We start from the raw sequence: 21,983 nt of genomic DNA, 5'->3' as shown, positions 1-21,983 counted from the left end.
CGTAAGGGGCGCCTTGAAAAATTCAAGGTGCCCGCGCGGGGCAAGGATGCCCCACCATTTTCAGTCGCCTAAGCGACGGAAAATGAAGCGAAGCGGAAATCGCATTCTCGCTTCGCGTCTTGAAAAATTGCCCGGATGGCGATTTTTCAAAGTCCCCTCCCTACAGGGAAAGCTCGACCAAGACCCGGGCAAAACGCCGCTTGCCAACTTGGAATACCCGGGTGACACCCGTCGCGCATTGAATCCGAGGATCCTCGACCCGCTCACCATCGATGCGCACAGCACCCTGCTTGACCAGACGCATCGCGTCGGAGGTGCTGGCCACCAATCCGGCGGCCTTGAGGAGATTGGCAAGAGGGAGACCGGCCCCATCCGCTGCCTGAAGCGTCACCTCGGGCATATCGTCAGGTAGGCCGCCGTGCTGGAATCGAGCGATGAAGTCATCCAGGGCACGGCGCGCGGACGCCTGGTCGTGGAAGCGCGCGACCAACTCCCGAGCAAGCTCGAACTTCGCATCGCGCGGGTTCGACCCCTCCGCGACCGAGCGCCGCAACGCCTTGACCTCGGGCATCGGGCGCAAACTCAACAACTCGAAGTAACGCCACATCAAGTGATCGGAGATCGACATGAGTTTGCCGAACATCTCGTTCGGCGGATCCGTGATCCCGACGTAATTGCCCAGTGACTTCGACATCTTCTGCACACCGTCGAGCCCCTCGAGCAACGGCATCGTGATCACGACCTGCGGCTCTTGGCCGAAGGACTCCTGAAGCTGTCGCCCGACCAGCAGGTTGAACTTCTGATCGGTCCCGCCGAGCTCGACATCGGCGCGCAAAGCCACGGAGTCATAGCCTTGCACCAACGGATACAGGAATTCGTGAATCGCGATCGGCTGCCCCGCCTTGAAGCGCCGAGAAAAATCATCGCGCTCCAGCATCCGGGCCACAGTGTGACGTGCCGCCAAGCCAACGAGATCGGCCGCGGGCATGACGCCCATCCAGGTGGAATTGAAAACGATTTGCGTACGCTCTGGGTCGAGAATCAGGAAGATCTGCTGCTGATAGGTGCGCGCATTCTCCAACACCTCCTCTCGAGACAGGGGCTTGCGCGTGACGTTCTTGCCGGTCGGATCGCCGATCATGCCGGTGAAATCACCGATCAGAAACAAGATCTCGTGCCCCAGGTCCTGGAACTGGCTCAGCTTGTTGATCAAGACCGTGTGACCAAGGTGCAGATCCGGCGCGGTCGGGTCGAAACCAGCCTTGATGCGCAACGGACGGCCAGAGGCCAGCTTCTTTGCGAGAGCCTCTTCGGTCAGAATCTCTTCGGTGCCGCGCCGAATCAGCGCGAGGGTGTCGTCGATAAACTCCACGGCATGGCTTCCCTGAGCGAGCGTCTATCCGCGCCCCAGCAAACCATGGATCGCGCCTTCTTTCGCTCGGTTATCGTTTCGTTTAGAATGCGCAAGCATTCGAAATTACTGACAAAACAGAATCTGGCGTCACGGCGAATCATGATGCAAGACTATAAGTTCCGCCATCGGAATCTGGCGCGCCAACCTCGCCGGGGGACGGCACGCAGCGGTCTGACGCGCTCGATCATGGTGCTACTGGGCATCGGTGTCGTGCTGCTGCTCGCGTTGACTGCGTTCGACCTGTGGCAACAAGCAGCGGATGATCGCGGCACGTCGAACACGGCTCCGGCGACGATACCCCTCCCGATCCCACCCAGACCCGAAGACACTAGCTCATGACCGACCTCATCGCGCGTCGGTCGTGGCGCAGCGATATCGGGCGGCACCCGGGATCTTCAGCCGACTGACGGTGCCGCCGATCGGCGCCATCCCCACCGCCGGTCATACCGAGAAAGACGAACCGCAGCCGCAGGTCGTCGAGGCATTGGGATTGCGGATCACGAATTGAGCACCCTGCAAACCCTCGGTGTAATCGATCTCGGCTCCATCCAGATACTGCATGCTCATCGGGTCGATCAGCAGCCGAACCCCGTCGGTAACCACTTCGGTATCGCCGTCCTGCAGGGTCTCGTCGAAGGTAAACCCATACTGGAAGCCGGAGCAGCCCCCGCCCTGGATATAGACTCGTAGCATCAGATCCGGATTACCCTCTTCCGACATCAGCTCGGCGACCTTGGCCGCCGCGGCGTGAGTGAAGACGAGAGGCACATCGAGCTCTGCGGTTTCAGCGTTCATCACCGAGATCCTATCACCTGGTTAACGGTAAGTTAATGATCTTCTCACACGTTATAGTGGGTTTCATGGAGTCCTGGGTCAAGTGCTCGTGACGGACCGGGCACTAGAGCTGGGATCGCTTAGCCTGTCCCGCGGATGCCTGAGGGCGGAAGGCGATTCGACAAGTCGTGCCCCGGCTCGCGAAGGATTCGCGTTGGCCTTACAAACATCCACAGCATCGTAGCCGGGCGAAGAGACGAGCAAGGGGGGCATGATCTGACGGAAACCGCCGAGGCGTCGGCCGCGACCTCGATCACGGCAGCGTCGGCCACGGAAAGCGCTCGGTCGTCGCGATCAGGCCATCGGTCGACGGCGTCACATCGATTACCAGGAACTCCGGCTCGAACCCGTCCGGGAGCCGCAGGCGGCCCTCGAACATCTGGAAATGGCGGAAATCCATCGTCAACAGCCCAGCATCCTCGGAATCAACGAGATCCCGGTGCGCCAAGGTCTCCGTATCGCCATCCCGATGGCCCTGCACCGACAGGGCAATGGTCCCCTGCGAGGTACCGAAGTCCCGGATCAACTGGGTCGCGGTAAAGCGAAAATGGTACAGACGAGGGTCGGACCCCGGCGCGATCACCAGGTCGTGCAGGTGGACAGCGCCACCACCACCCTCCTGAATCAGGCGCCGCAGGTAAGTGACCTCTTTCATCAGCGCGAGACGCTCGTCCTGCGCCGCCTTCAACCGCTCGGTGACGACCCGCGTCGCCTCCTGATCGATCTGACAACCGCGCTCGCACAGAATCGCCTCCTCTTGCACCTCGGCGAGACGCCGAGCCAACGAAGCATATTCATGCTCGAGAACCGTGATCGGACCCGCCACCGGGGTTTGCGACGCCTGCCCGACCCAGCCACCGGCAACGAAGGCCGAGGCCAGGGAGACAAGCCACAAAGATATGACTAGAAACGCGCCACCGAGCGGTCGCGGCGCCGGATGCTGACCATCGGTCACCGGGATCAGGGGGATAACGGCAGGCTGATCAGGCCCGCGGTTTCGTCGAGCCCGAACATCAGATTCATGTTCTGTAGCGCTTGACCGGCCGCGCCCTTGACGAGGTTATCGATAACCGATTGAACGATGACGACACCACCAGGCTGCTCGTTGACAGCGATCCGGCACAGGTTGACACCGCGCACCGAGCGAGTCTCAGGATGCGAACCACGCGGCATCACGTCGACGAAAGGCTCCTGCGCGTAGCGGCTCGCGAAGAGGGCATGGGGCTGTCGATCAGCTCGTGTCAGCCGAGCGTACAAGGTAGCCTGGATACCGCGAACCATCGGTACCAGGTGCGGAACGAAGGTCAGATTCACGGAGCGATCGGCGAACAGAGCAAGATTCTGCATGATCTCGGGGGCATGCCGATGCCCCCCAGTGCCGTAAGCCTTGAAACTTTCGCCGACCTCGGCCATCAAGAGTCCCAGCTCTGCCTTCCGCCCCGCCCCGCTGACCCCGGATTTGACATCGGCGACGATCCAGTCGGGATCGATGACCCCAGCCTCGAGGAGCGGGACCAGCCCCAGGGTGACCGCCGTCGGGTAACAACCAGGATTGGCGACGAGCCGCGCCGCCCGGATCCGGTCTCGGTTGAACTCCGGAAGGCCATAGACGGCTTCGTCGAGCAGCTCGGGGCAAGCGTGCGGCTGCCCGTACCAGCGCTCCCACGAGGCCGGGTCCTTGAGTCGAAAGTCGGCGGCCAAGTCGATGACGCGGGTCCCCGCGGCCAAGAGATCAGGGACCATCTTCATGGCCGTCCCGTTCGGTGTCGCGAAGAACACCAGATCGCAACCAGCAAGTCCCTCCAGCGTAGGCTCGACGAAACTCAGCGACAGCCGACCGCGCAGCGACGGGAAGAGATCGCATACGGCCATCCCTCGTTCGGCGCGCGAGGTAACTGCGGACACCGCGACACCCGGATGACCGAGCAGCAGACGCAACAGTTCGGACCCGGTGTAGCCGGTTCCACCGACGATACCGACGTGGAGCATAGTGCCCGAATCCTCAAAAACGCGGCGACGCGCCAACGATCAATGATGCTGGTGCGACGATGAACAACCACCGCCCGACGACGAGCCGCAGCTGCCGCAGCCGCCGCCCATCTGCGGCAGGTTGTTGAAGACGAAAGTCGCCTGACCATCACCGCGATCGACGAAGTCGATCTCGACACCACGTAGATACGGCAAGGTGCCATCGTCGACGACGACCTTGAAACCGTCACAGTCGAGCACGCCGTCGTCGCCGTTGATGCGATCGGTGAAGGTCATGCCGAAACTGATCCCACTACACCCACCGGCGGTCGCGAAGACGCGCACCCCCTGGACGGTGTCATCGATCTGGCCGAACAGCTCATTCATCTTCGCCGCGGCCGAAGCCGTCAGCGTCAGGTCGTCGGTTGATAGGACCGCATGCATCGCATGGACCTCCAGCTTCGTAATACGGATTCGATTGATCGCGGGATGTTAGCAGATCCGCGGTTCGCGACCAACGGCGCTTGGCCGTGACCGGCGACTTTCACAGGATCCCGACCTCGACCGCGTGGCGCAGCACGTCGCAGCCGAGGCCTCAGAGCTCAACCATCTCGAAGTCTTCCTTTCCCGCACCGCACTCGGGACAGAGCCAATCGGCCGGCACATCGGCCCATGCGGTGCCGGGATGGATACCTTCCTCCGGCCATCCCTGCGCCTCGTCGTAGACTAGACCACACACCAGACAGACATAGGTTTTCATGAACAACTCCGTGGACAACCAACCAGGCCAGCACCTCGCGCTTCGGCCCCTGACCCGATATCTTCAGCGTTTCGCCCGCTGCAAAGGGCCTTTCGGTTACCATGGCCATTACCCACGATCCGACGTCAGGGTTCGATTTGGCGTTTTCAACGACCCTGACGGCCAATCGCCGCGACCAAGCGGCGCCGTGCGCCAATGATCAGATCGCCATGACACGACCGACCGCGACCGCAGGATCCGAACACCCACCGGTGGTGCTGTGTGCCGGGGGCCACGATCCATGCGGCGGGGCCGGGCTCCTCGCCGACGCCGAGGCGGTCCGTGCGGCCGGCGGCCACGCGCTGGGCCTGGTGACCTGCCTGACGAACCAGGATTCACGAGGCCTGCGCGGGCTCTACCCGCAAGCTCCAGCCCGATTCGAGGAGCAATGGCGGACCCTGACGGCCGACAGTGCGGTCGGGGCCATTAAAATCGGCCTGATCGGCACGGCCAGCCTCGCTCATACCGTCGCACGACTGATCGGCGAACGGGCCGACCGTCCGATCGTCCTCGACCCAGTCCTCGCGACCGGCGCCGGTGACCCCGTCGCGGACCGCGCCCTCATCGAAACGCTGCAACGGGAGCTGATCGGCGCCACGACGCTGATCACACCGAACTGGCCCGAGGCACGAACGCTGGCCGATGCCGCGACCCCCGACGGGTGCGCGTCGCGGCTGCTGGCGAGTGGCTGCCGCTGGGTCCTGATCACCGGCACCCATGCCGACGGACCAGAGGTGATCAACCGTCTGTATGGCTGCGACGGCCACCGCCAAAGCTGGGCTTGGCCACGCCTGCCCGGCGAATATCACGGCTCCGGCTGCACCTTGGCGAGTGCGATCGCGGCCCGACTCGCCGCCGGTCAGGAACTGGTCGACGCGGTCGCCGAGGCCCAGGCGTACACCTGGCAGACGCTCGCGCGTGCGCGGCGAACCGGCCGTGGTCAACTGACCCCGAATCGACTCTTCGCGCTCGATCCACCGCGCGCCGAGGCCATATGAGCCGGCTGTTCGGCCTCTATCTGGTCACCCCCGGTACACCGATGGCGCCTGCCGATCTGGCGGCCATCGTGGAGCGCGCGATTCGCGGCGGCGCCCGCCTGGTGCAGTACCGGGACAAGGACGCCGACCCCGCGACCCGCATCGCGAAGGCCGAAGCGCTGCTGGGCCTCTGCCGCGCACGCGGCGTGCCGCTGATCGTCAATGACGATCTTGGCCTCGCGGCCAGGATCGGCGCCGACGGCGTCCACCTCGGCCGCGACGATCCGGATCCGCGCCTGGCGCGCGCCCGGCTCGGCCCCGATGCCCTGATCGGAGTCTCCTGTTACGCCGATCTTGCGCGGGCGCTGGATGCCGCCACGGCCGGCGCCGATTACCTCGCCTTTGGCAGCTTCTTCCGATCGACGACCAAGCCGAACGCGCTGCGTGCCGATCCGGCGCTGCTGCGCGGCGCCCGCAAGACGCTAGGCCGCCCGCTGGTTGCGATCGGCGGCATTACTCCAGACAATGGCGGGCCGCTGATCGCGGCCGGGGCCGACATGCTCGCCGTCGTATCCGGCGTCTTCGACGCCCCCGACTGCGAGGCCGCCGCCCGCGCCTACACCCGACTGTTTCCGACGGAGGATTCCCGATGACCCGAGCCCATGACCTGTTCGTCGCTGCCCAGCGCCACATCCCTGGGGGCGTCAACTCCCCGGTGCGCGCCTTCCGCGGCGTCGGCGGCGACCCCGTCTTCTTCGAGCGCGCCGCCGGCCCCCACGTGTTCGATGCCGACGGCACACGCTATATCGATTACGTCGGTTCCTGGGGTCCGATGATCCTCGGTCACGCTCACCCCGAGGTCATCGCCGCGGTCGCGGAACGAATCCAAAAGGGCCTGAGCTTCGGCGCCCCGACCGAGCAGGAGACCTGGATGGCCGACAAGGTCTGCGAACTGGTCCCGAGCATGGACCTGGTGCGCATGGTCAGCTCCGGGACCGAGGCCACGATGAGCGCACTGCGGTTGGCGCGTGGCTTCACCGGGCGCGACAAGGTCGTCAAGTTCGAGGGTTGCTACCACGGACACGTCGATTCGCTGCTGGTCAAGGCCGGTTCCGGCGCCTTGACTTTCGGCGAGCCCAGCTCGCCCGGTGTCCCGGCGGCCTTGGCCGAACTGACGATCACGTTGCGCTACAACGACCTCGACCAGGTCCGTGACGCCTTCGCCGCAAGCGGCGACCAGATCGCCGCGATCATCGTCGAGCCGGTCGCCGGCAACATGAACTGCATCCCCCCGGTGCCAGGGTTCCTGGAAGGCCTGCGCGAGCTTTGCGACCAGCACGGGGCGGTCTTGATCTTCGACGAGGTCATGACCGGTTTTCGTGTCGCCCGAGGTGGCGCCCAGGCCTATTACGGGATTCGGCCCGACCTGACCACGCTCGGCAAGGTCATCGGTGGCGGGATGCCCGTCGGCGCGTTCGGCGGCCGCCGGGAGATCATGGAACGTCTCTCGCCGCTCGGCCCCGTCTACCAGGCGGGCACCCTGTCCGGCAACCCGGTGGCGATGGCGGCCGGTCTCAAGACCCTCGAGCTCGTCTCTGTGCCGGATTTCTACGAGGTCCTCGGCGCGCGCACCGAACGCCTGGCCGCCGGCCTCGTCGAGCGCGCCGGCGCTGCTGGCATCCCGCTGACGACGAACCAGGTCGGCGGCATGTTCGGCTTCTTTTTCACGGATGCGGCGCAGGTGACCAGTTACGAGGAGGCCACGGCCTGCGATCAGGATCGTTTCCGGGCCTTCTTCCACGGGATGCTGCGGCGCGGTGTCTATTTGGCGCCGTCGGCGTTCGAGGCCGGCTTCGTCTCGTCGGCTCATGGACAGGCCGAGATCGATGCCACCCTGGACGCCGCCGCCGAGACCTTCGCCGAGATCGCCGCCTGACCACCCTGCCCATCCACCACTACGCGCCGCGATATCGCGGCGCCGGGCATCACCTCTTCGACGCCTGCACACGGCCGCTCCCAGAACGCTGATCGCCTCTGGCGATCGCGACCTGACGATGGACACCCCTTTTCAGCCGCTTCTCGACTGGGTCGCCGCCCACGCGGCCTGGGCCTACCTCATCCTGTTTCTGGCCGCGTTGACCGAATCGCTCGCGGTCGTCGGAATGCTGATCCCCGGCGTGCTGATCCTGCTCGCCGCTGGCGCCTTGATCGCCGCCGGCGTCCTCGATCTGTGGCTGGCCTGGCTCGTCGCCACGATCGGCGCCATCCTGGGCGACACCCTGAGCTTCTGGATCGGCCGGCGTTTCAAGACCCGTATCCGGGGGCTCTGGCCTTTCTCCAGATACCCCGGCAGCCTCGAGCACGGCGAGCGGTTCTTCGCCCGCTTCGGCGTATGGAGCATCGTGCTCGGACGCTTCGTCGGACCTGTCCGGGCGATCGTGCCCTTGATCGCCGGCATGATGGCCATGCGGGCGGGCCATTTCTTGACCGCCAACGTGCTATCGGCAATGGCTTGGGCGCCGGCCTATCTGCTGCCAGGGATCCTGTTCGGCGCCTCATTGAAACTCGCGGCCGAGGCCGCCGGCCGACTGGTCATTCTGGCCCTGCTGTTGGTCGCCCTGCTATCGTTCTCGGCATGGTTTTCCCGCCGCCTGTTCTTGTTCCTGAGTCCACGAGCCGGGGCCCTGGTCAGTCGCCTGCTGCGCTGGGGCAATCTCCATCCGAACATGGGCAAGGTCGCGTTGGCCCTCGCGGACCCCCAACATCCCGACGCCGCCATCCTCGCCGCACTCGCCGGCCTGTTGATCATCGCGACGCTGTTGGTCGGCGCTATGGCTGGGGTCACCTTCGTCGGGCCTGCCGAACTGACCCTGAACCAGACGGTTCTGGACCTTGGGCTCAGCCTCCACACGCCGCCCGCGAATGACCTGATGGCGGTATTGGGCCGCCTTGGCGATCCGGTCGTGATGCTGACTCTGGTCGTCGCCGTCTATCTCTATCTTCGCCACCGCCGCCATCGACGCCATGCCCGGTATTGGCTCGCCGCCGCCGGATTCGCGCTGGCTGCCGCTCCGATCCTGGGCCACCTCCTCCGGGTAGCGCGGCCCGATATCGGCCTGGGGGATCTCGGACCCTGGTCGTTTCCGAGCGTCCCGGTGCTCGGCGCAACCGTCGTTTATGGCTTCCTCGCGGTGGCGTTGGCCCGCGGCATCCCGCCGACCTGGCGGTGGATCCCTTACGTCACGGCCACCTCGCTGGTCACCGCGATCGTGACGAGCCGGCTTTACTTCGGCGCCGAATGGTTGAGCGACCTGATCGGCAGTGTTGCGCTGGGCCTCGCCTGGGTCGCCATCCTGGGACTGGCGTTCCGGCGCCATAGCCGCTTCGACCGACGTTGGCCCGGGCTAGCCTCGATCGCCTGCGCCACGCTCGCCGCCGCCGTCACCGTCCGCACCCTGACCAGCCACAGCGACGATTTGGCACGTCTGGCCCCGGCGCCGATCCCCATTACCGTCACCGAGACCGCCTGGTATCAGCAACATCGCTACGAGCTTCCGCGCCAGCGCCTCGACCTGTGGCAACGTCACCGACAACCGCTGAACCTCCAGTATGCCGGCCCACCGGCAGCCCTGACCGACAGGCTGACCGAGGTCGGCTGGCGCCCGGCCGAATTGCTGCAGTGGCGTAACGCGCTCCGTTTGCTGTCGCCGACCCTGCCACTGACCGACCTGCCGGTGATCCCTCATGTCCATGATGGACAGCACGAGGCCTTGGTGCTGGTCCATGACCTGGAAACGGCCGAACGGCGTTTCGTGCTGCGACTCTGGTCGAGTCAGTACGTGATCGACGAGATCGGACCCGTATGGATCGGCCACGTCACGAGCCAGCACAAGGAGGTGCTGCTCGGGCTCTTCGCCTTGCCGACGACCGACGAGGACGCGACTGCCGCTTGGCATCGCCTCAACGCCGACCTCGAGGGTCTCCGCCGCAAACCGGCCGACCTCGATCGGACCTCACCGCCGATCTGGCTCCTGGAACCCGAGTAAACTGAATCCCGCCGTCTCGACGAGTCATCGGACCAGAAACGATCGGCCGGGGCCGCGAGCTGGCCGGAGCCGTCGCTCACTCCCTGTGGTCTTCGGTCTCCATCGACCGATCACCCCAACGGCCGATCAGGTCATGGGGGATCGCCAAATGGTCGAGGATACGCGCCACGATGAAGTCGACGATCTCGGCCACCGTGGTCGGCTGGAGGTAGAAGCCAGGATTGGCCGGCATGATGACGGCGCCGGCGCGCGCCAACCGCAGCATGTTCTCGAGATGGATGCTCGTGAACGGGGTCTCGCGGACCACCAGGATCAGCCGCCGACCTTCCTTCAGGACCACATCGGCCGCGCGGTCGATCAGGTCCTCGCTCAGCCCGGCCGCGAGACTCGCCAGGGTGCCCGTGGTGCAGGGGCAAATGACCATCGCATCCGGTGGATTGGTGCCGCTCGCAACCGGTGCCGTCCACTGCTGGCGCCCGAATACTTGGAGCTGGCCCGGTCGCGCGCCGAACCGCGCACTCAGGAAGGCCTCGGCCTCCGCCGGGCGCGCCGGCACCGCCAGGTCGGCCTCCATTCTGAGCACGATCTGAGCCGCCTGCGAGATCAGCAGGTAGACCCGGACCTCGGCGCGCAACAGGCATTCCAACAGCCGCAACCCGTATTGGGCACCGGACGCACCGGTCCAGGCCAGCGCGATGGTCTTCGCCGAGGCACCCGTCGCAGCGGTCATGACGGCCGCGTGGCGTCCAGAGCAGACGCGCTGTCCCGCAGCGCGGCCAGCAGCCGCTCGTGGATGCCCTGAAAACCACCGTTGCTCATGATCAGCACCTGATCGCCGTCACGCCGCTCGGCGACGACCCGCGCAATGATGGTCTCGACCTGGTCCGCGACCGACAACCGGTCGTCGAGCCCGGCAAGCACGGCCGCGCCATCCCATCCCAGATCGGCCGGTGCGTACAGGTGAACTCGGTCGGCCGCAGCGAGAGCCGCGCCGAGGTCGCGATTGTGCACGCCAAGCCGCATCGTGTTCGACCGCGGCTCGAGGATCGCAACGATGCGCTGCGGGCCGACCCGCCGTCGCAGCCCATCGAGGGTCAGCGCAATCGCCGTCGGGTGATGGGCGAAGTCGTCATAGAGGGTCACGCCGGCGACCTCGCCACGCCGCTCCATCCGTCGTCTGACCCCACGGAAACGACTCAAGGCCTCGATCCCGACCTCCGGCGACACGCCAGCATGATGCGCCGCCGCCAGGACGGCCAGCGCGTTTCGCACATTGTGGCGGCCCGTCTGGTCCCACTGGACCTCGCCCAGCTCGCGGTCGCGCCAATGGACCCGGAAGCACGAGCCGTCGGGCACCGACAGGCGCGCGGACCAGTCGCCACCGTCGCCGAAGGTCTCGCATGGGGTCCAGCAGCCCATCGCCAGAACCTCGGCGAGCGCCGCGTCGCTGGATGGATGGATGATCAGGCCGCGGCCCGGAACAGTGCGCACCAAGTGGTGGAATTGGCGCTGGATCATCGCCAGGTCGTCAAAGATGTCCGCGTGATCGAACTCCAGATTGTTCAGGATCAGCGTACGGGGCCCGTAATGGACGAATTTCGAGCGCTTGTCGAAGAAGGCCGTGTCGTATTCATCGGCCTCGACGACGAAAAAGGGGCTCGACCCGAGACGCGCAGACTGGCCGAAATCGATCGGCACGCCGCCGATCAGGAAACCGGGATCCAGGCCCGCCGCCTCCAGCACCCAGGCCAGCATGCTCGCCGTCGTCGTCTTGCCGTGTGTCCCGGCGACCGCGAGCACCCAGCGCCCGCCGAGCAGGTGCTCGCGCAACCACTGGGGGCCCGAGACATAGGGCAAACCTCTGTCCAGCATTGCCTCGACGACGGGGATCCCGCGCTTCATCGCGTTACCCACGACGACCAGATCCGGCGCGGGCTCGAGGTGATCGGCCTCGTAGCCATCGAACAGGCCGATACCCGCTGCCTCGAGCTGGCTGCTCATCGGTGGGTAGACGTGCGCGTCGGAACCCGTGACGCGGTGGCCCAGCGCTCGAGCCAACAGCGCGACGCCACCCATGAAGGTGCCGCACGCACCCAAGATATGCAGATGCATATCAACCGCCGCCGGCGAGGAGGCCGCCGAGCAGCAGGAAGCTGAGCAGCTCGTAGAGGACGACGATCGCCGCCCCCTGCCCCAAGGTGACACCGAAGGTATGGCGCACGATATGGCCGGCGACGACGACGCTCCAGACGAAGATCCCCAGCAACACCAGCCCGGCCAGTGTCAGCTGATCGCCGGCAAAGTCGGCCGGCAAAAGCCCGATCGGAATCAGGGCCAGGAGGCCGAGCAGGGCGCCGGTGCCCAGCAGCGCCGTCGCCGTCTGCAAGAATCGGGGCCGCCGACCGAACAGATCCAATGCGACGAACAAGACGGCCAACAGCAGCAGTAGTTGCGCGAGACTCCGGATCACACCCGCCAACAGTGGTTGGCCGGCGATCACGCCGACCAGAACCCCGATCAGCAAACTCGTCGCCAACACCAGACGAAACAGCAGCTCCGACGCGGGAAGATCCTGCGGTGCACGACGCAGGAGGCACATCTCGAAGAAGAAATAGATCAGCGCCTGCAAAGGAAACCCCAATTCAACTGGCTAAAGGCTCATGATAACGGCAGCGCGAGCAACTGCCATAGCCTAATTGCGCCGCCGCAGGGACAAGACACCGCCGGCGAGCAGGAGTGCGGTAGCCAGGCCGATCGCCAGCGCGTTGCCCAGCGTGACGAACGGCGTAGCGCCGCTTCGTGGATGAATCTCGGCACTGAAGGCCCCGCGCTCGAACAAGGGCACCGCGCCGCCGAGCCTGCCCCGGTCATCGATGATCGCGGAGATGCCGGTGTTGGTGGCCCGCAGCAACGGACGGCCGGTCTCGAGCGCGCGCATCCGGGCGATCTCCAGATGCTGGTGCGGCGCCAGCGAGTCCCCGAACCAGGCATCGTTGCTCACGGTGATCAGGTACACGGCGTCGGGCAGGGCCTCGATGACTTCGGCCGGGAAGGCGATTTCGTAGCAGATCGACACACCGACCGATTGCCCATTGACCGACAACAAGGGGCGGACCATTTGGCCGGGGCTGAAATCGGACATCGGGACATCGAACCACTCGACGACGGGGCCGAGCCAGCGGCGGAACGGCAGGTACTCACCGAAGGGGACCAGATGCCTCTTGTGATAGACATCCTCGGAGCCGCCGATGCTGACCAGCGAATTATGGTAGCGCGGTTCGCCATCCTCGCTCGTCGTCGGGATCCCGAAGACGATTCCGATGCCACGCTCATTCGCAAGGGTCGACAGCGGGTCGATGATCGGCGCACGCAGTCGATGCAGGAAGTCCGGCAGCGCGGTTTCCGGCCAGACCAGCACATCGCTGTCGAGGTGATCGCGGGTCAGTTGCAGGTAGGCTTCGATGGTCGGCAGGCGCGCCGCCTCATCCCACTTGATCGACTGCGGGATGTTCGCCTGCAGCACGCTCGCGCGCAGCGGGGCGCCCGCGGGTCGCGTCCAGTCAAACTGCGCGAGCCCGGCACCGGCCAGAAAGACCCCGCCCAGCCCGAGCGCGGCGACGATCCGCGAGCGGCGCGTCCAGGCCATCAGCCCCCACAGCAGGCCGGCACCGATCGCGACGACCAGACTGACGCCATGGACACCCGCGACCGGTGCGAATCCGGCCAACGGCGAATCGATTTGCGAGTACCCGATCGTCAGCCAGGGGAAACCGGTGAACAGCCACCCCCGCAGCCATTCGACCAAGACCCAGACACCGGGCAATACCAACAGCGGACCAACCCAGACGGGGCCGCGGTCGAGGCGATGGATCAGCCAGCCGGCAATGCCATAGTAAAGCGCCATGGCGGCCACGAAGAGCGCGGTCAAGAGGTTCGCGATCCCGGGATCCATATTGCCGAACTCGTTCAGGCTGATGCGGACCCAGGAAACCCCGAACCCCATCAGGCCGAGCCCGAAGGCCCATCCGACGACGAAGGCCCCTCCCGGCGATCGGTCGCGCAGGGCCAGGTAGAACAAGGCCAACGCAAGAAAAGCGAGCGGGTACCAGGAGAAGGGCGCGAAGGCCAGGACGAGGGCCGCCCCAGCGACGAATGCCAGGACCAGACTGACCGCGATCGGCAAGGACGGAGGCAACGAGACCATAGCGTAAACCAAGCAAGCTCATCGGGACGCCGGAGCGCCGTCGGCGTCCGTCATTTTGCCTGGTATTCTAACTGGCCCGAGCCCAAACCGTAGCCGGTTCCCACGCCGTCAAGGACACCTGCGCCGCGTCCGTCCACCCCAACAGTTCCAACCGACCGTCGTGGTGTTCGACCAACGCTGTACAGCTCTCGACCCAATCGCCGCAGTTGCAGTACAGAATCCCGTCGATATCGCGCATCGCCGCCTTGTGGATATGACCGCAGATCATGCCATCGAAGGCATGCCGATGGGCTTCGGCGGCGATGGATCGCTCATAGCGCCCGATGTAATCGACCGCGTCCTTGACCTTGTGTTTCAGGTAGGCAGCCAGTGACCAGTAGGGGAGCCCGAGGAGGCGTCGCCCCAAGTTGACGAGTCGGTTCGCCACGAGCAGCAGATCATAGGCCCGAGAACCGATCCTGGCCAGCCAGCGGCCATTCTGCACGACGCCATCGAATCGATCACCGTGGGTTACGAGAAAACGCCGACCATCAGCCGTCGTATGGATAACCTCGTCGCGGACCGCGATCCGCGCGAAGTCGTGCCCGACGTGGGCACGGAAAAGCTCATCGTGATTCCCGGGGAGATAGACGACGCGCGTTCCGTTGCGGGCCTTGTCGAAGAGCGCCCCTACGACCCCGTTATGGGATGTTGGCCAGTGCAGGCTCCCGTGCATCGCCCAGACGTCGACGATATCACCGACCAAGTAGAGGTTCTGGGACTCGGTCGAGCGCAGGAAATCGAGCAGAAAGTCGGCTTGGCAGCCGCGACTGCCCAGATGGGTATCGGAGATCCAGATACTACGGTAGCGCAGTGAAGATGAGCGTTCGATCCGCGTCATGGTCGGGGTCCCTCGATGGACAGGATTCCTTATCTTCCCGAATCTTTGTTGCATCGCCGTTGTGGCTTCGTGAAGATGTCGTGAATCGACGGTCGCAGCCTGCCCGCTCGGGCACGCGAAGTGCCGTTGGCCGCGCCGCGGTCCGACTCCCGGCGGGGCGCTCGCCAGCCGCCCGACAGCGAAGAATCGAATCCGCGCACCCTGGTAACCTCGATCCATCACCCCATCTAGGAGCTGTCCGCGCGCTCAGGACTGGTTCGCCCGGCCCGTCTCGCCGGGCCGCAACGGCCGGTCCGCCGTCGTGCGAAGGCGGACTTCGAAGGTCGGCGGCAACGCCAATCGACCGAAGCATTCCCTGATCAGGCCAGAGCCAGAATTCGTCATGCCGCGCAACCCCTTCATACCGGACTTTGCCGACCTCCCAACCGAATTGCCGATCTTCCCGCTCGCCGGGGCCGTCGTGATGCCCGGCGTGCAGCTGCCGCTCAACATCTTCGAACCGCGGTACCTGAATATGGTCGAGGATGCATTGGCGAGCGACCGGTTGATCGGCATGATCCAACCGCGCCCCGACACGGGCGATCAGGATTCGCCCGAGCTGCATCGGGTCGGCTGCGCGGGCCGCATCACCTCGTATAGCGAGACCAATGACGGCCGGATCATCCTGGTGTTGACGGGGGTCTGTCGTTTCCTCGTCGACCGGGAACTCGAACCCCGTCGTGACTACCGGCGTGTGCGTCCGGATTGGGGGCCTTTCGCGATCGACTATCGCGAGCCGGAGACCGGTTGGTCCGATCAGGACGGGTTTCTCGCGTCGTTGCGCGCTTATTGTGATCTGCGCCGTGTCGAGATACCCTGGGACGACGTCAAACGGATGCCCGCCCAGGATCTCGTCAACCTCTTGTGCGCACATCTGCCCCTCGAGCCAGAGGACAAACAAGCCCTGATCGAGACGCTCGACCTCAAGGATCGTGCCCGCCTGATGCGGGGGTTGATGGACATGGCCGCGGCCTCGAGCATGGAGGCCGGCGAACACCGGCATTGACGGACCCGCGTGATTGAAATTCCGGCGCAGTGCGACCATGTCGGCACTTTGACGGCAACGTTAGCCAGACTGTGCGGAGGATAGGCAACATGGCGATAACTCTGACCGAAACGGCCGCCCGCCACGTAGCCAACATGATCGCGAGACGTGGTCAAGGGCTCGGGCTGCGAGTCGGCACCCGCAAATCCGGCTGCACCGGCTTCGCCTACGAGGTCGATTATGCCGATGCCGTCGCGGATGATGATGCCGTGTTCGAAAGCCACGGTATCAAGGTCGTCGTCGACCCGGTCAGTCTGACCCGCATCGACGGCATGGAGATCGATTTCGTCCGTTCGAGCCTGCTGAATCAGGGCTTCGAGTTCCGCAATCCAAACGTCAAGGATACCTGTGGCTGCGGTGAATCATTCAGCGTCGGATAGTGACGGGCTCGCGGAGATCGACGAGCTCGTCGCGGCCTTCGAGCTGCTCGGCGATTGGGATCAGCGTTACGAATATCTCGTCGAGCTCGGTGAGCGGCTGCCGCCGATGCCGGCGAGTGACAAACTCGATCGCAATCGCGTCCATGAATGTATGAGTCTGGTCCACATCGTCGCACGACCGATGGGTGCCGGCGACCCACGGCTGCGCTTCGACGGCGACTGCGATACCGCGATCATCAAGGGCGTCGTGGCCCTTTTGGTCGAGCTCTTCTCCGGCAAGACACCAAGCCAAGTCGAGCGACTGGACGTCGACCAACTGTTCAGCGGGCTGCGCCTCGAAGAGCATTTGAGTCCAAACCGGCACGTCGGCGTCTACGCGATCGTCGGTAAGATGAAAGACCAGGCCCGCGCATTCGCCGGCTGACGGCATCAGTGACGAAATCGCGCCAAATCCGAACGCGCACGCTACTCAGGACCCAATCAAACCACCGCGGGTCGGCATCCTTCAACCCCCACGGCGTTGGACGACCGATTGGCAATCGACCAGTGCAGGGTTCATCGCGCCGATCCGGACGATTGTGAGCTCGTGATCACAGCGAGATCCCCACGCCGCCCCCGACGCCGCGACCGCCGGACCCGATACCGATGCTGACCCAGGGTCTCACGCTCGATTGGCGTCGCCGATCTTCGGGCCAAAAATGCGGCTGATGACTTTCGACCAGCGGGAAGCGATAGGGCGCGTCCCCAATCTGGCCGTCACGGGAGCCTAGCAGAGGGCCGCTCACCGTGACTCGGCGCCCAGGCGCCAAATCGGCCGTTTCGAGGTAGCCCGGCCGGACGATGAGAAAACGGCCAACGGGCGCCTCGCTCACGCGCGGTCGGCCGCAGGGGTCGAGCGGATAGGCAAGCACTTCGAGCTCGGTGTGGTCCGAACGATGGCGCACATCGACGAGGATACCACCCCATTGCACCAGGCTATCGGCATGCATCGGATGATCGATCGCGGCGGCCTGCGCCGGTGTCGGATCGCGAGCACCGACCGTTGGTGCACACTGGGTCGTTGCGCAGCCGAGCGATGAGAGTAACGCGGCGGCCAGCAAGGCCACGCCGAGCCAACGCCACGAAACGAACCCGCGGGCACGGCGCGTCCCGACGAGATCCGTGCCGCCGCCGGTGCATCTTGTACCGATCACCATGGCCCGAACCACGGCCGGTGCGCGCGAAAGGTCCAGGGATCGTACCAGGGATGCCAAAGCGGACTCGGCGAGACCAGGACCGCCTCCACCGGCTCGGGCCACAGATGCGAGGCCTCGACGACGACGACCGGGAACTGGTAACGGAAGTCGCCCACGGCACCGGCCTCGAGCCGCGCCAAACGCCCGGTCACGGTCAACCGACGGCCTTCCGGATACTCGGCCGGATCGAGAAACCCGGCAAACTCAGCGACGAAGCGCCCTTCGCCGCCCGCCGCATCGCGGGGTTCGCCACTGCCGCGCAGCGGCCGCGCCAGAATCTCGATCTCGGTGGTCTCTGGACGATTGCGCACGGCCAGGATGGTGCCTCCCCAGCGCACCCGCTGGCCGAGAAAACCCGGGGCCGATCGCTGCACGTCGGCGACGGACGGAGACGCGCTCGGTGGTTCGCGAATCGCCTCGGGCACCGCGGTGGCACAGCCAGCGACCACGCCCGCCACCAGAATCAGGGCCCATCTCCAACGCATCATGTCACAATACCTCGGAACCTCGACCCGCCATCGGAGCGATCACCGGCCGCAGCGCACCATCGCCCCACCACGGATCCATGAACGAGAGACTGTTGCGCGTACCCATTCTGATCTGGATCGCCTTCGCGGCCACCGCGGTCCTGTTCCTCGGTTTCCCCGAAATCGATCTCTTCGTGTCAGGGCTATTCTACACGCCGGACGAAGGCTTCACCTTTCGCGGCACGCCGGTCGAGCGGTTCGTTTACCATTCGGCCGAATGGCTGACCCTGTGGGGCAGCTTGACCCTGGTGGCACTTTGGGGCCTGGGTTGGCTGCGCCGTCGACCTGTCTGGGGCGTGAGCGGCCGTCGGCTGGCCTTCCTGCTCCTCGTGCTAGCCCTCGGACCCGGCTTGGTCGTCAACGCGCTGCTCAAAGATCACTGGGGCCGCGCGCGACCAGCGAACATCGAACAGTTCGGCGGCACCAAAACCTTTACGCCGGCCTTCGTGATCTCAGACCAACAGGGGGGTTCCTTTAGTTCCGGCCACGCCGCCGCGGCCTTCTTTTGGATGGCCGCAGCGCTGCTCGCGTCGAGCTGGCGCAATCTGTGGCTCTTGGTGACGATTGGTTACGGGGGCTTGGTCGGCGTCGTCAGGATCGCTGGCGGGGGGCATTACCTGAGCGACGTCCTGGTGTCCTTCTTCATCGTCCTGATCCTGTCGTTGATCCTCAAGGACCTGCTCGACTCGCAGCCCGCCAGGGCGCGAAGCCCCGACGGCCGCGACTGAGTATGACCCCATCGCTCAGGTGTCTGCGGTCTCCAGTGCGATGCGGGTCCGCTCCGCCGGGGTACGACCCATGTGCTTGGCGAGCCATGGCGGGGGGTGATCGGCGAGGACCTGTTGCAGCGCGAGGACCCGCTCGACGGCCGGGCCACCCTCGGGAAACTGGATCGGATGGATGTCGGCCTTGACCACCTTGGCCGCGGCCGGGCCGCCGATCGACGCGACATAGAGCACCTGGCAGTCGCGGATCAGTTCGACCCGGTGGGCGTTCTTGTCCTCGCCCGGTGCCGGCTGGCCGACCTCGCGGGTCGCGACCAGCCGGTGGCCACCGGCCCAGACCTGGTAGATCAGGAAGCGGCGACAAGAGCCGAAGTGTCCATCGAGCGACGCCCCGCCATTCGAGGCACAGGCGACACGGATCGCGTCCGGCACCGCCTCCTCGGATTCAACCGGCGGCGGCGGGGCGCTGTTGGCCACCGCCTCGCCCTTGAGGTACGCAAGCGCGCCCTTCAACAGGGCCGGGTCGAGCTCACCGAGCTCGCCGTCGGCCGCCGTCTTCAACTGTTTCACGGTGAGCTGGGCAAGGCGCGCTTCGGTCGGCGGCAGGCCGATCGCATCGGCGAGCACATCGAGAAGCCGCGCCGGGTCCGTGTCGGGCAAGGCCCGTGCCGCGAGCGCGATGCGCAACGCGATGTCGGCCGAGATCTCGGGATAGGTCATGATCGGTTCCCCCTGGGGGCAGGATCAGCTCGGTCAGGCCGGTACGATGCAATCGTCCTCGGCGCAGGCGTCGAGACATTGCGGGACATCGGATTCGCCCTCGCACTCGTTGCAGGTGCTGGCCTCGATCCGGTACACCCCCTTGAAGGGGCTGATCGACTGAGTCGGGCATAGGGGTTCGCAATCGCCGCACGCGGTGCACAGATCGCGCATGATTTGCAGGGCCATGGTGGCGTCTCCTGTAGAACGAAATTCAACGAGTCGGCACCGCCGCACCCGGGACGCGACCATCGATGGGCCGTGTCCGCCGGGCCGACGGTGGGTCCGGGGTCCGGGTTCAGGCCTCGACCCGCTTGAAACGCAGCGTGGTCGGGAAGGCCGGCGGCGGGCTGATCGGGTCGATGTACCAGCGCGAGCCGTCGGTCAGCGCAACCTCGCCACCCCATTGCTCCGCGGTGTCGAGCTCGACCGAGGCAATCGTCTCCTCCATGTCCTTCTTGGCGACGTAGAAGAGCAGGCCTCCGGCCTCGTTCCGGCGGATCATCACATTCGGCATCGTGTCGTCTCCTGTCGCGACCCCGCCGACCGCTCGGCCGGCGGAGTCGGTCCGTGTCAGCGAACCAGGTCGTAGTTGAAGTCGGTGACGCCCATCTCGCGGGTCTCTTCGTCGAGCCGTTCGAGGACCGCATTGACCAGCGTCGTGAGCATGTACATCGCGCCCTCGTAGCCGAGCGTCGTCATCCGATGCAGGTGATGCCGATCGAAGATCGGGAAGCCCAACCGGATCAGCGGTACCTCGAAGGCTTTGCCCTTGTAGAGGGTGTCGCGCTGGATGAACTTGCCGTACGAGTTGCCGATCATGAAGTCCGGCTTGTCGGTGAACACCAGCGAGCGCATGTGCCAGAGGTCGGCCCCCATGTAGACCTTGCCATGCACACCATAGGGCGAGCTGGCGAGCAGCGCCTCGACCTCCTTCTTCCAGCGCTTGTTCGCATGGTGGCAGAGGATGTGCGTCGGCTCGGCGCCCAGTTCCAGCAGGAACTTGACGAGCCCGAGCACGAAGTCGGCATCGCCCCAGAGCGCGAACTTCTTGCCGTGCAGCCAGGTGTGACTATCGGTGATCATGTCGACGAGGCGGCCGCGCTCCTTGGCCAGCGACGCCGGGATCGGCTTGCCGGTCAAGTCCGAGACCTTCATCAGAAATTCATCGGTCCACTCGAGCCCCATCGGGATGTTGATCGCGCTCGCCGGCTGATTCCAGGTCGTCTGGACGAACTTCTTGGTCTTCGGTAGCTGCCAGGGCTGCAACAGCAGCGTGTCGATCGCGTTCGGCGCCTCCCTGACCTGCGGGATGCTGGTGCCGCCGTCGTACATCCGGTACTCGCCATCGGCTGGCGTATCCAAGATCTCGGTCGGGTCGCACAGCAGGCTATAGTCGACGCCCATCTCCTGCATCATGCGGTGCATGACGCGATAGTTGCCGAGGTAGGTCTCGAACCCGGGCACCAGGTTGATCTTGCCGCTCTTGCCGACCGCCTTGTCCTCCATCTCGTTCAGCGTGAAGTAGCGGATGATGCCTTCGAACATATTGTCCCAGCCGGTCGTGTGCGAGCCGACGAAGCTCGGCGTGTGCGCGAACGGAACCGGGAAGTCTTCGGGGATGTGTCCTTCCTTGCGCGCATTGCCGATGAAGGCGTTGAGATCGTCGCCGATGACCTCGGCCATGCAGGTCGTCGAGACGGCGATCATCTCCGGCTTATAGAGCGCGCGGGCGTTCTCCAGGCCATCGAACATGTTCTTCTGGCCACCGAACACCGCCGCATCCTCGGTCATCGAGTCGGACACACAGGCGATCGGCTCCTTGAAATGGCGGTTGAAATAGGTCCGAAAATAGGCGACGCAGCCCTGCGAGCCGTGGACATAGGGCAGGGTCTTCTCGAAGCCCAACGCGCACAGCACGGCCCCGAGCGGCTGACAGGCCTTGGCCGGGTTGATGGTCAGGGCCTCGCGTTGGAAGTTGAGATCCTGGTATTCCTGCGTCGTGCTCCACTGGAACACCTCCTCCATCTTGTCCAGGGGCGGGCGTTCCTCGAACTGCGATTGCTTGGCCCTGAAGCTCTCGGCATAGTCCTTGTCGAGGAAGAGTGGATAGCAGGGTTTGATCTTGTCGACGGTCTGGCTCATGGGTGT

General features: G+C 65.2%; 26 protein-coding genes. 9 read left to right on the top strand and 17 right to left on the bottom strand.

All coding sequences use genetic code 11. The annotated features are described in order from the left end of the window. Positions 1–160: 160 nt before the first annotated feature. On the bottom strand, positions 161–1,372 hold the full coding sequence (gene tyrS, locus ABC977_RS10285; RefSeq protein ID WP_369667169.1) for a tyrosine--tRNA ligase: 1,212 nt from the start codon (positions 1,370–1,372) through the stop codon (positions 161–163). A gap of 3 nt (positions 1,373–1,375) precedes the next feature. Here tyrS and ABC977_RS10280 point away from each other — a divergent pair, with 3 nt between their 5' ends. After that, positions 1,376–1,753, top strand: a complete 378-nt coding sequence (locus ABC977_RS10280) for a hypothetical protein (RefSeq protein WP_369667168.1) — start codon at positions 1,376–1,378, stop codon at positions 1,751–1,753. 102 nt (positions 1,754–1,855) lie between these two features. Here the strand turns inward: ABC977_RS10280 and erpA are convergent, their stop codons facing one another. The 5 genes from erpA to ABC977_RS10255 form a co-directional block, all read right to left on the bottom strand. Beyond that, positions 1,856–2,209: an iron-sulfur cluster insertion protein ErpA gene (erpA, locus tag ABC977_RS10275; RefSeq protein WP_369667167.1), complete on the bottom strand. Its 354-nt coding sequence runs from the start codon at positions 2,207–2,209 to the stop codon at positions 1,856–1,858. A gap of 292 nt (positions 2,210–2,501) precedes the next feature. Then, positions 2,502–3,143, bottom strand: a complete 642-nt coding sequence (locus ABC977_RS10270; protein ID WP_369667166.1) for a DUF6776 family protein — start codon at positions 3,141–3,143, stop codon at positions 2,502–2,504. A 65-nt stretch (positions 3,144–3,208) separates the two neighbouring features. Next, a complete protein-coding gene (gene argC / locus ABC977_RS10265; RefSeq protein ID WP_369667165.1) occupies positions 3,209–4,237 on the bottom strand; it encodes an N-acetyl-gamma-glutamyl-phosphate reductase in 1,029 nt (342 codons plus the stop codon). 39 nt (positions 4,238–4,276) lie between these two features. Continuing rightward, positions 4,277–4,660 carry a HesB/IscA family protein gene (locus tag ABC977_RS10260; RefSeq protein ID WP_369667164.1) on the bottom strand — a complete coding sequence of 128 codons (384 nt, stop codon included), beginning with the start codon at positions 4,658–4,660 and terminating at the stop codon, positions 4,277–4,279. A 151-nt stretch (positions 4,661–4,811) separates the two neighbouring features. After that, positions 4,812–4,976 (bottom strand): rubredoxin, encoded by a 165-nt coding sequence (locus tag ABC977_RS10255; protein ID WP_369667163.1) that lies wholly within the window; start codon positions 4,974–4,976, stop codon positions 4,812–4,814. A 209-nt stretch (positions 4,977–5,185) separates the two neighbouring features. Between ABC977_RS10255 and thiD the strand changes: the two genes are divergently transcribed. The 4 genes from thiD (at position 5,186) to ABC977_RS10235 (ending at position 10,038) form a co-directional block, all read left to right on the top strand. Beyond that, positions 5,186–6,013 (top strand): bifunctional hydroxymethylpyrimidine kinase/phosphomethylpyrimidine kinase, encoded by an 828-nt coding sequence (gene thiD, locus ABC977_RS10250; protein WP_369667162.1) that lies wholly within the window; start codon positions 5,186–5,188, stop codon positions 6,011–6,013. Then, entirely contained in the window at positions 6,010–6,645 is a 636-nt protein-coding gene (gene thiE / locus ABC977_RS10245; protein WP_369667161.1) for a thiamine phosphate synthase, read from the top strand. The genes thiD and thiE overlap by 4 nt, the downstream gene beginning before the upstream one ends. Further along, complete coding sequence (gene hemL / locus ABC977_RS10240; RefSeq protein ID WP_369667160.1) at positions 6,642–7,928, top strand: glutamate-1-semialdehyde 2,1-aminomutase; 1,287 nt, start codon at positions 6,642–6,644, stop codon at positions 7,926–7,928. Before thiE ends, hemL begins: the two co-directional genes overlap by 4 nt. Before the next feature lie 118 nt (positions 7,929–8,046). Next, on the top strand, positions 8,047–10,038 hold the full coding sequence (locus ABC977_RS10235) for a bifunctional DedA family/phosphatase PAP2 family protein (RefSeq protein ID WP_369667159.1): 1,992 nt from the start codon (positions 8,047–8,049) through the stop codon (positions 10,036–10,038). Between the two features lie 76 nt (positions 10,039–10,114). On the opposite strand, the gene ABC977_RS10230 is transcribed toward ABC977_RS10235, so the two are convergent. The 5 genes from ABC977_RS10230 to ABC977_RS10210 form a co-directional block, all read right to left on the bottom strand. Further along, a complete protein-coding gene (locus tag ABC977_RS10230) occupies positions 10,115–10,768 on the bottom strand; it encodes a flavin prenyltransferase UbiX (protein WP_369667158.1) in 654 nt (217 codons plus the stop codon). Beyond that, positions 10,765–12,150, bottom strand: a complete 1,386-nt coding sequence (gene mpl / locus ABC977_RS10225; protein ID WP_369667157.1) for a UDP-N-acetylmuramate:L-alanyl-gamma-D-glutamyl-meso-diaminopimelate ligase — start codon at positions 12,148–12,150, stop codon at positions 10,765–10,767. Before mpl ends, ABC977_RS10230 begins: the two co-directional genes overlap by 4 nt. A 1-nt stretch (position 12,151) precedes the next feature. After that, complete coding sequence (locus tag ABC977_RS10220) at positions 12,152–12,667, bottom strand: hypothetical protein (protein ID WP_369667156.1); 516 nt, start codon at positions 12,665–12,667, stop codon at positions 12,152–12,154. A gap of 63 nt (positions 12,668–12,730) precedes the next feature. Further along, positions 12,731–14,242, bottom strand: coding sequence for an apolipoprotein N-acyltransferase (gene lnt / locus ABC977_RS10215; RefSeq protein ID WP_369667155.1), 1,512 nt, complete (start codon positions 14,240–14,242; stop codon positions 12,731–12,733). A 67-nt stretch (positions 14,243–14,309) separates the two neighbouring features. After that, a complete protein-coding gene (locus tag ABC977_RS10210) occupies positions 14,310–15,122 on the bottom strand; it encodes a UDP-2,3-diacylglucosamine diphosphatase (RefSeq protein WP_369667154.1) in 813 nt (270 codons plus the stop codon). A 382-nt stretch (positions 15,123–15,504) separates the two neighbouring features. On the opposite strand from ABC977_RS10210, the gene ABC977_RS10205 reads away from it, so the two are divergent. The 3 genes from ABC977_RS10205 (at position 15,505) to ABC977_RS10195 (ending at position 17,010) form a co-directional block, all read left to right on the top strand. Continuing rightward, positions 15,505–16,167: an LON peptidase substrate-binding domain-containing protein gene (locus tag ABC977_RS10205; protein ID WP_369667153.1), complete on the top strand. Its 663-nt coding sequence runs from the start codon at positions 15,505–15,507 to the stop codon at positions 16,165–16,167. Positions 16,168–16,256: 89 nt separating this feature from the next. After that, positions 16,257–16,586 carry a HesB/IscA family protein gene (locus tag ABC977_RS10200; RefSeq protein ID WP_369667152.1) on the top strand — a complete coding sequence of 110 codons (330 nt, stop codon included), beginning with the start codon at positions 16,257–16,259 and terminating at the stop codon, positions 16,584–16,586. Continuing rightward, a complete protein-coding gene (locus ABC977_RS10195) occupies positions 16,564–17,010 on the top strand; it encodes a SufE family protein (RefSeq protein ID WP_369667151.1) in 447 nt (148 codons plus the stop codon). Before ABC977_RS10200 ends, ABC977_RS10195 begins: the two co-directional genes overlap by 23 nt. 166 nt (positions 17,011–17,176) lie before the next feature. On the opposite strand, the gene ABC977_RS10190 is transcribed toward ABC977_RS10195, so the two are convergent. Together ABC977_RS10190 and ABC977_RS10185 are read right to left on the bottom strand one after the other, a co-directional pair. Next, positions 17,177–17,782 carry a Slp family lipoprotein gene (locus tag ABC977_RS10190; RefSeq protein WP_369667150.1) on the bottom strand — a complete coding sequence of 202 codons (606 nt, stop codon included), beginning with the start codon at positions 17,780–17,782 and terminating at the stop codon, positions 17,177–17,179. After that, positions 17,776–18,309, bottom strand: coding sequence for a Slp family lipoprotein (locus ABC977_RS10185; RefSeq protein WP_369667149.1), 534 nt, complete (start codon positions 18,307–18,309; stop codon positions 17,776–17,778). Before ABC977_RS10185 ends, ABC977_RS10190 begins: the two co-directional genes overlap by 7 nt. A gap of 77 nt (positions 18,310–18,386) precedes the next feature. On the opposite strand from ABC977_RS10185, the gene ABC977_RS10180 reads away from it, so the two are divergent. Further along, complete coding sequence (locus ABC977_RS10180; protein ID WP_369667148.1) at positions 18,387–19,076, top strand: phosphatase PAP2 family protein; 690 nt, start codon at positions 18,387–18,389, stop codon at positions 19,074–19,076. A gap of 15 nt (positions 19,077–19,091) precedes the next feature. On the opposite strand, the gene ABC977_RS10175 is transcribed toward ABC977_RS10180, so the two are convergent. From ABC977_RS10175 to nifK, 4 genes are all read right to left on the bottom strand, one after another. Then, positions 19,092–19,793, bottom strand: a complete 702-nt coding sequence (locus ABC977_RS10175) for a dinitrogenase iron-molybdenum cofactor biosynthesis protein (RefSeq protein WP_369667147.1) — start codon at positions 19,791–19,793, stop codon at positions 19,092–19,094. 33 nt (positions 19,794–19,826) lie between these two features. Then, positions 19,827–20,021 carry a 4Fe-4S binding protein gene (locus ABC977_RS10170; protein ID WP_369667146.1) on the bottom strand — a complete coding sequence of 65 codons (195 nt, stop codon included), beginning with the start codon at positions 20,019–20,021 and terminating at the stop codon, positions 19,827–19,829. A gap of 109 nt (positions 20,022–20,130) precedes the next feature. Then, positions 20,131–20,349 (bottom strand): putative nitrogen fixation protein NifT, encoded by a 219-nt coding sequence (nifT, locus tag ABC977_RS10165; RefSeq protein ID WP_369667145.1) that lies wholly within the window; start codon positions 20,347–20,349, stop codon positions 20,131–20,133. A 56-nt stretch (positions 20,350–20,405) separates the two neighbouring features. Next, positions 20,406–21,977 (bottom strand): nitrogenase molybdenum-iron protein subunit beta, encoded by a 1,572-nt coding sequence (gene nifK / locus ABC977_RS10160; RefSeq protein ID WP_369667144.1) that lies wholly within the window; start codon positions 21,975–21,977, stop codon positions 20,406–20,408. Positions 21,978–21,983: the final 6 nt, after the last annotated feature.

Origin of the sequence: Thioalkalicoccus limnaeus (assembly GCF_041197575.1) — a bacterium.
GTDB lineage: Bacteria > Pseudomonadota > Gammaproteobacteria > Chromatiales > Chromatiaceae > Thioalkalicoccus > Thioalkalicoccus limnaeus.
Note: the sequence above shows the minus strand (reverse complement) of the source record. Positions and strands in the feature narration are given on the sequence as shown.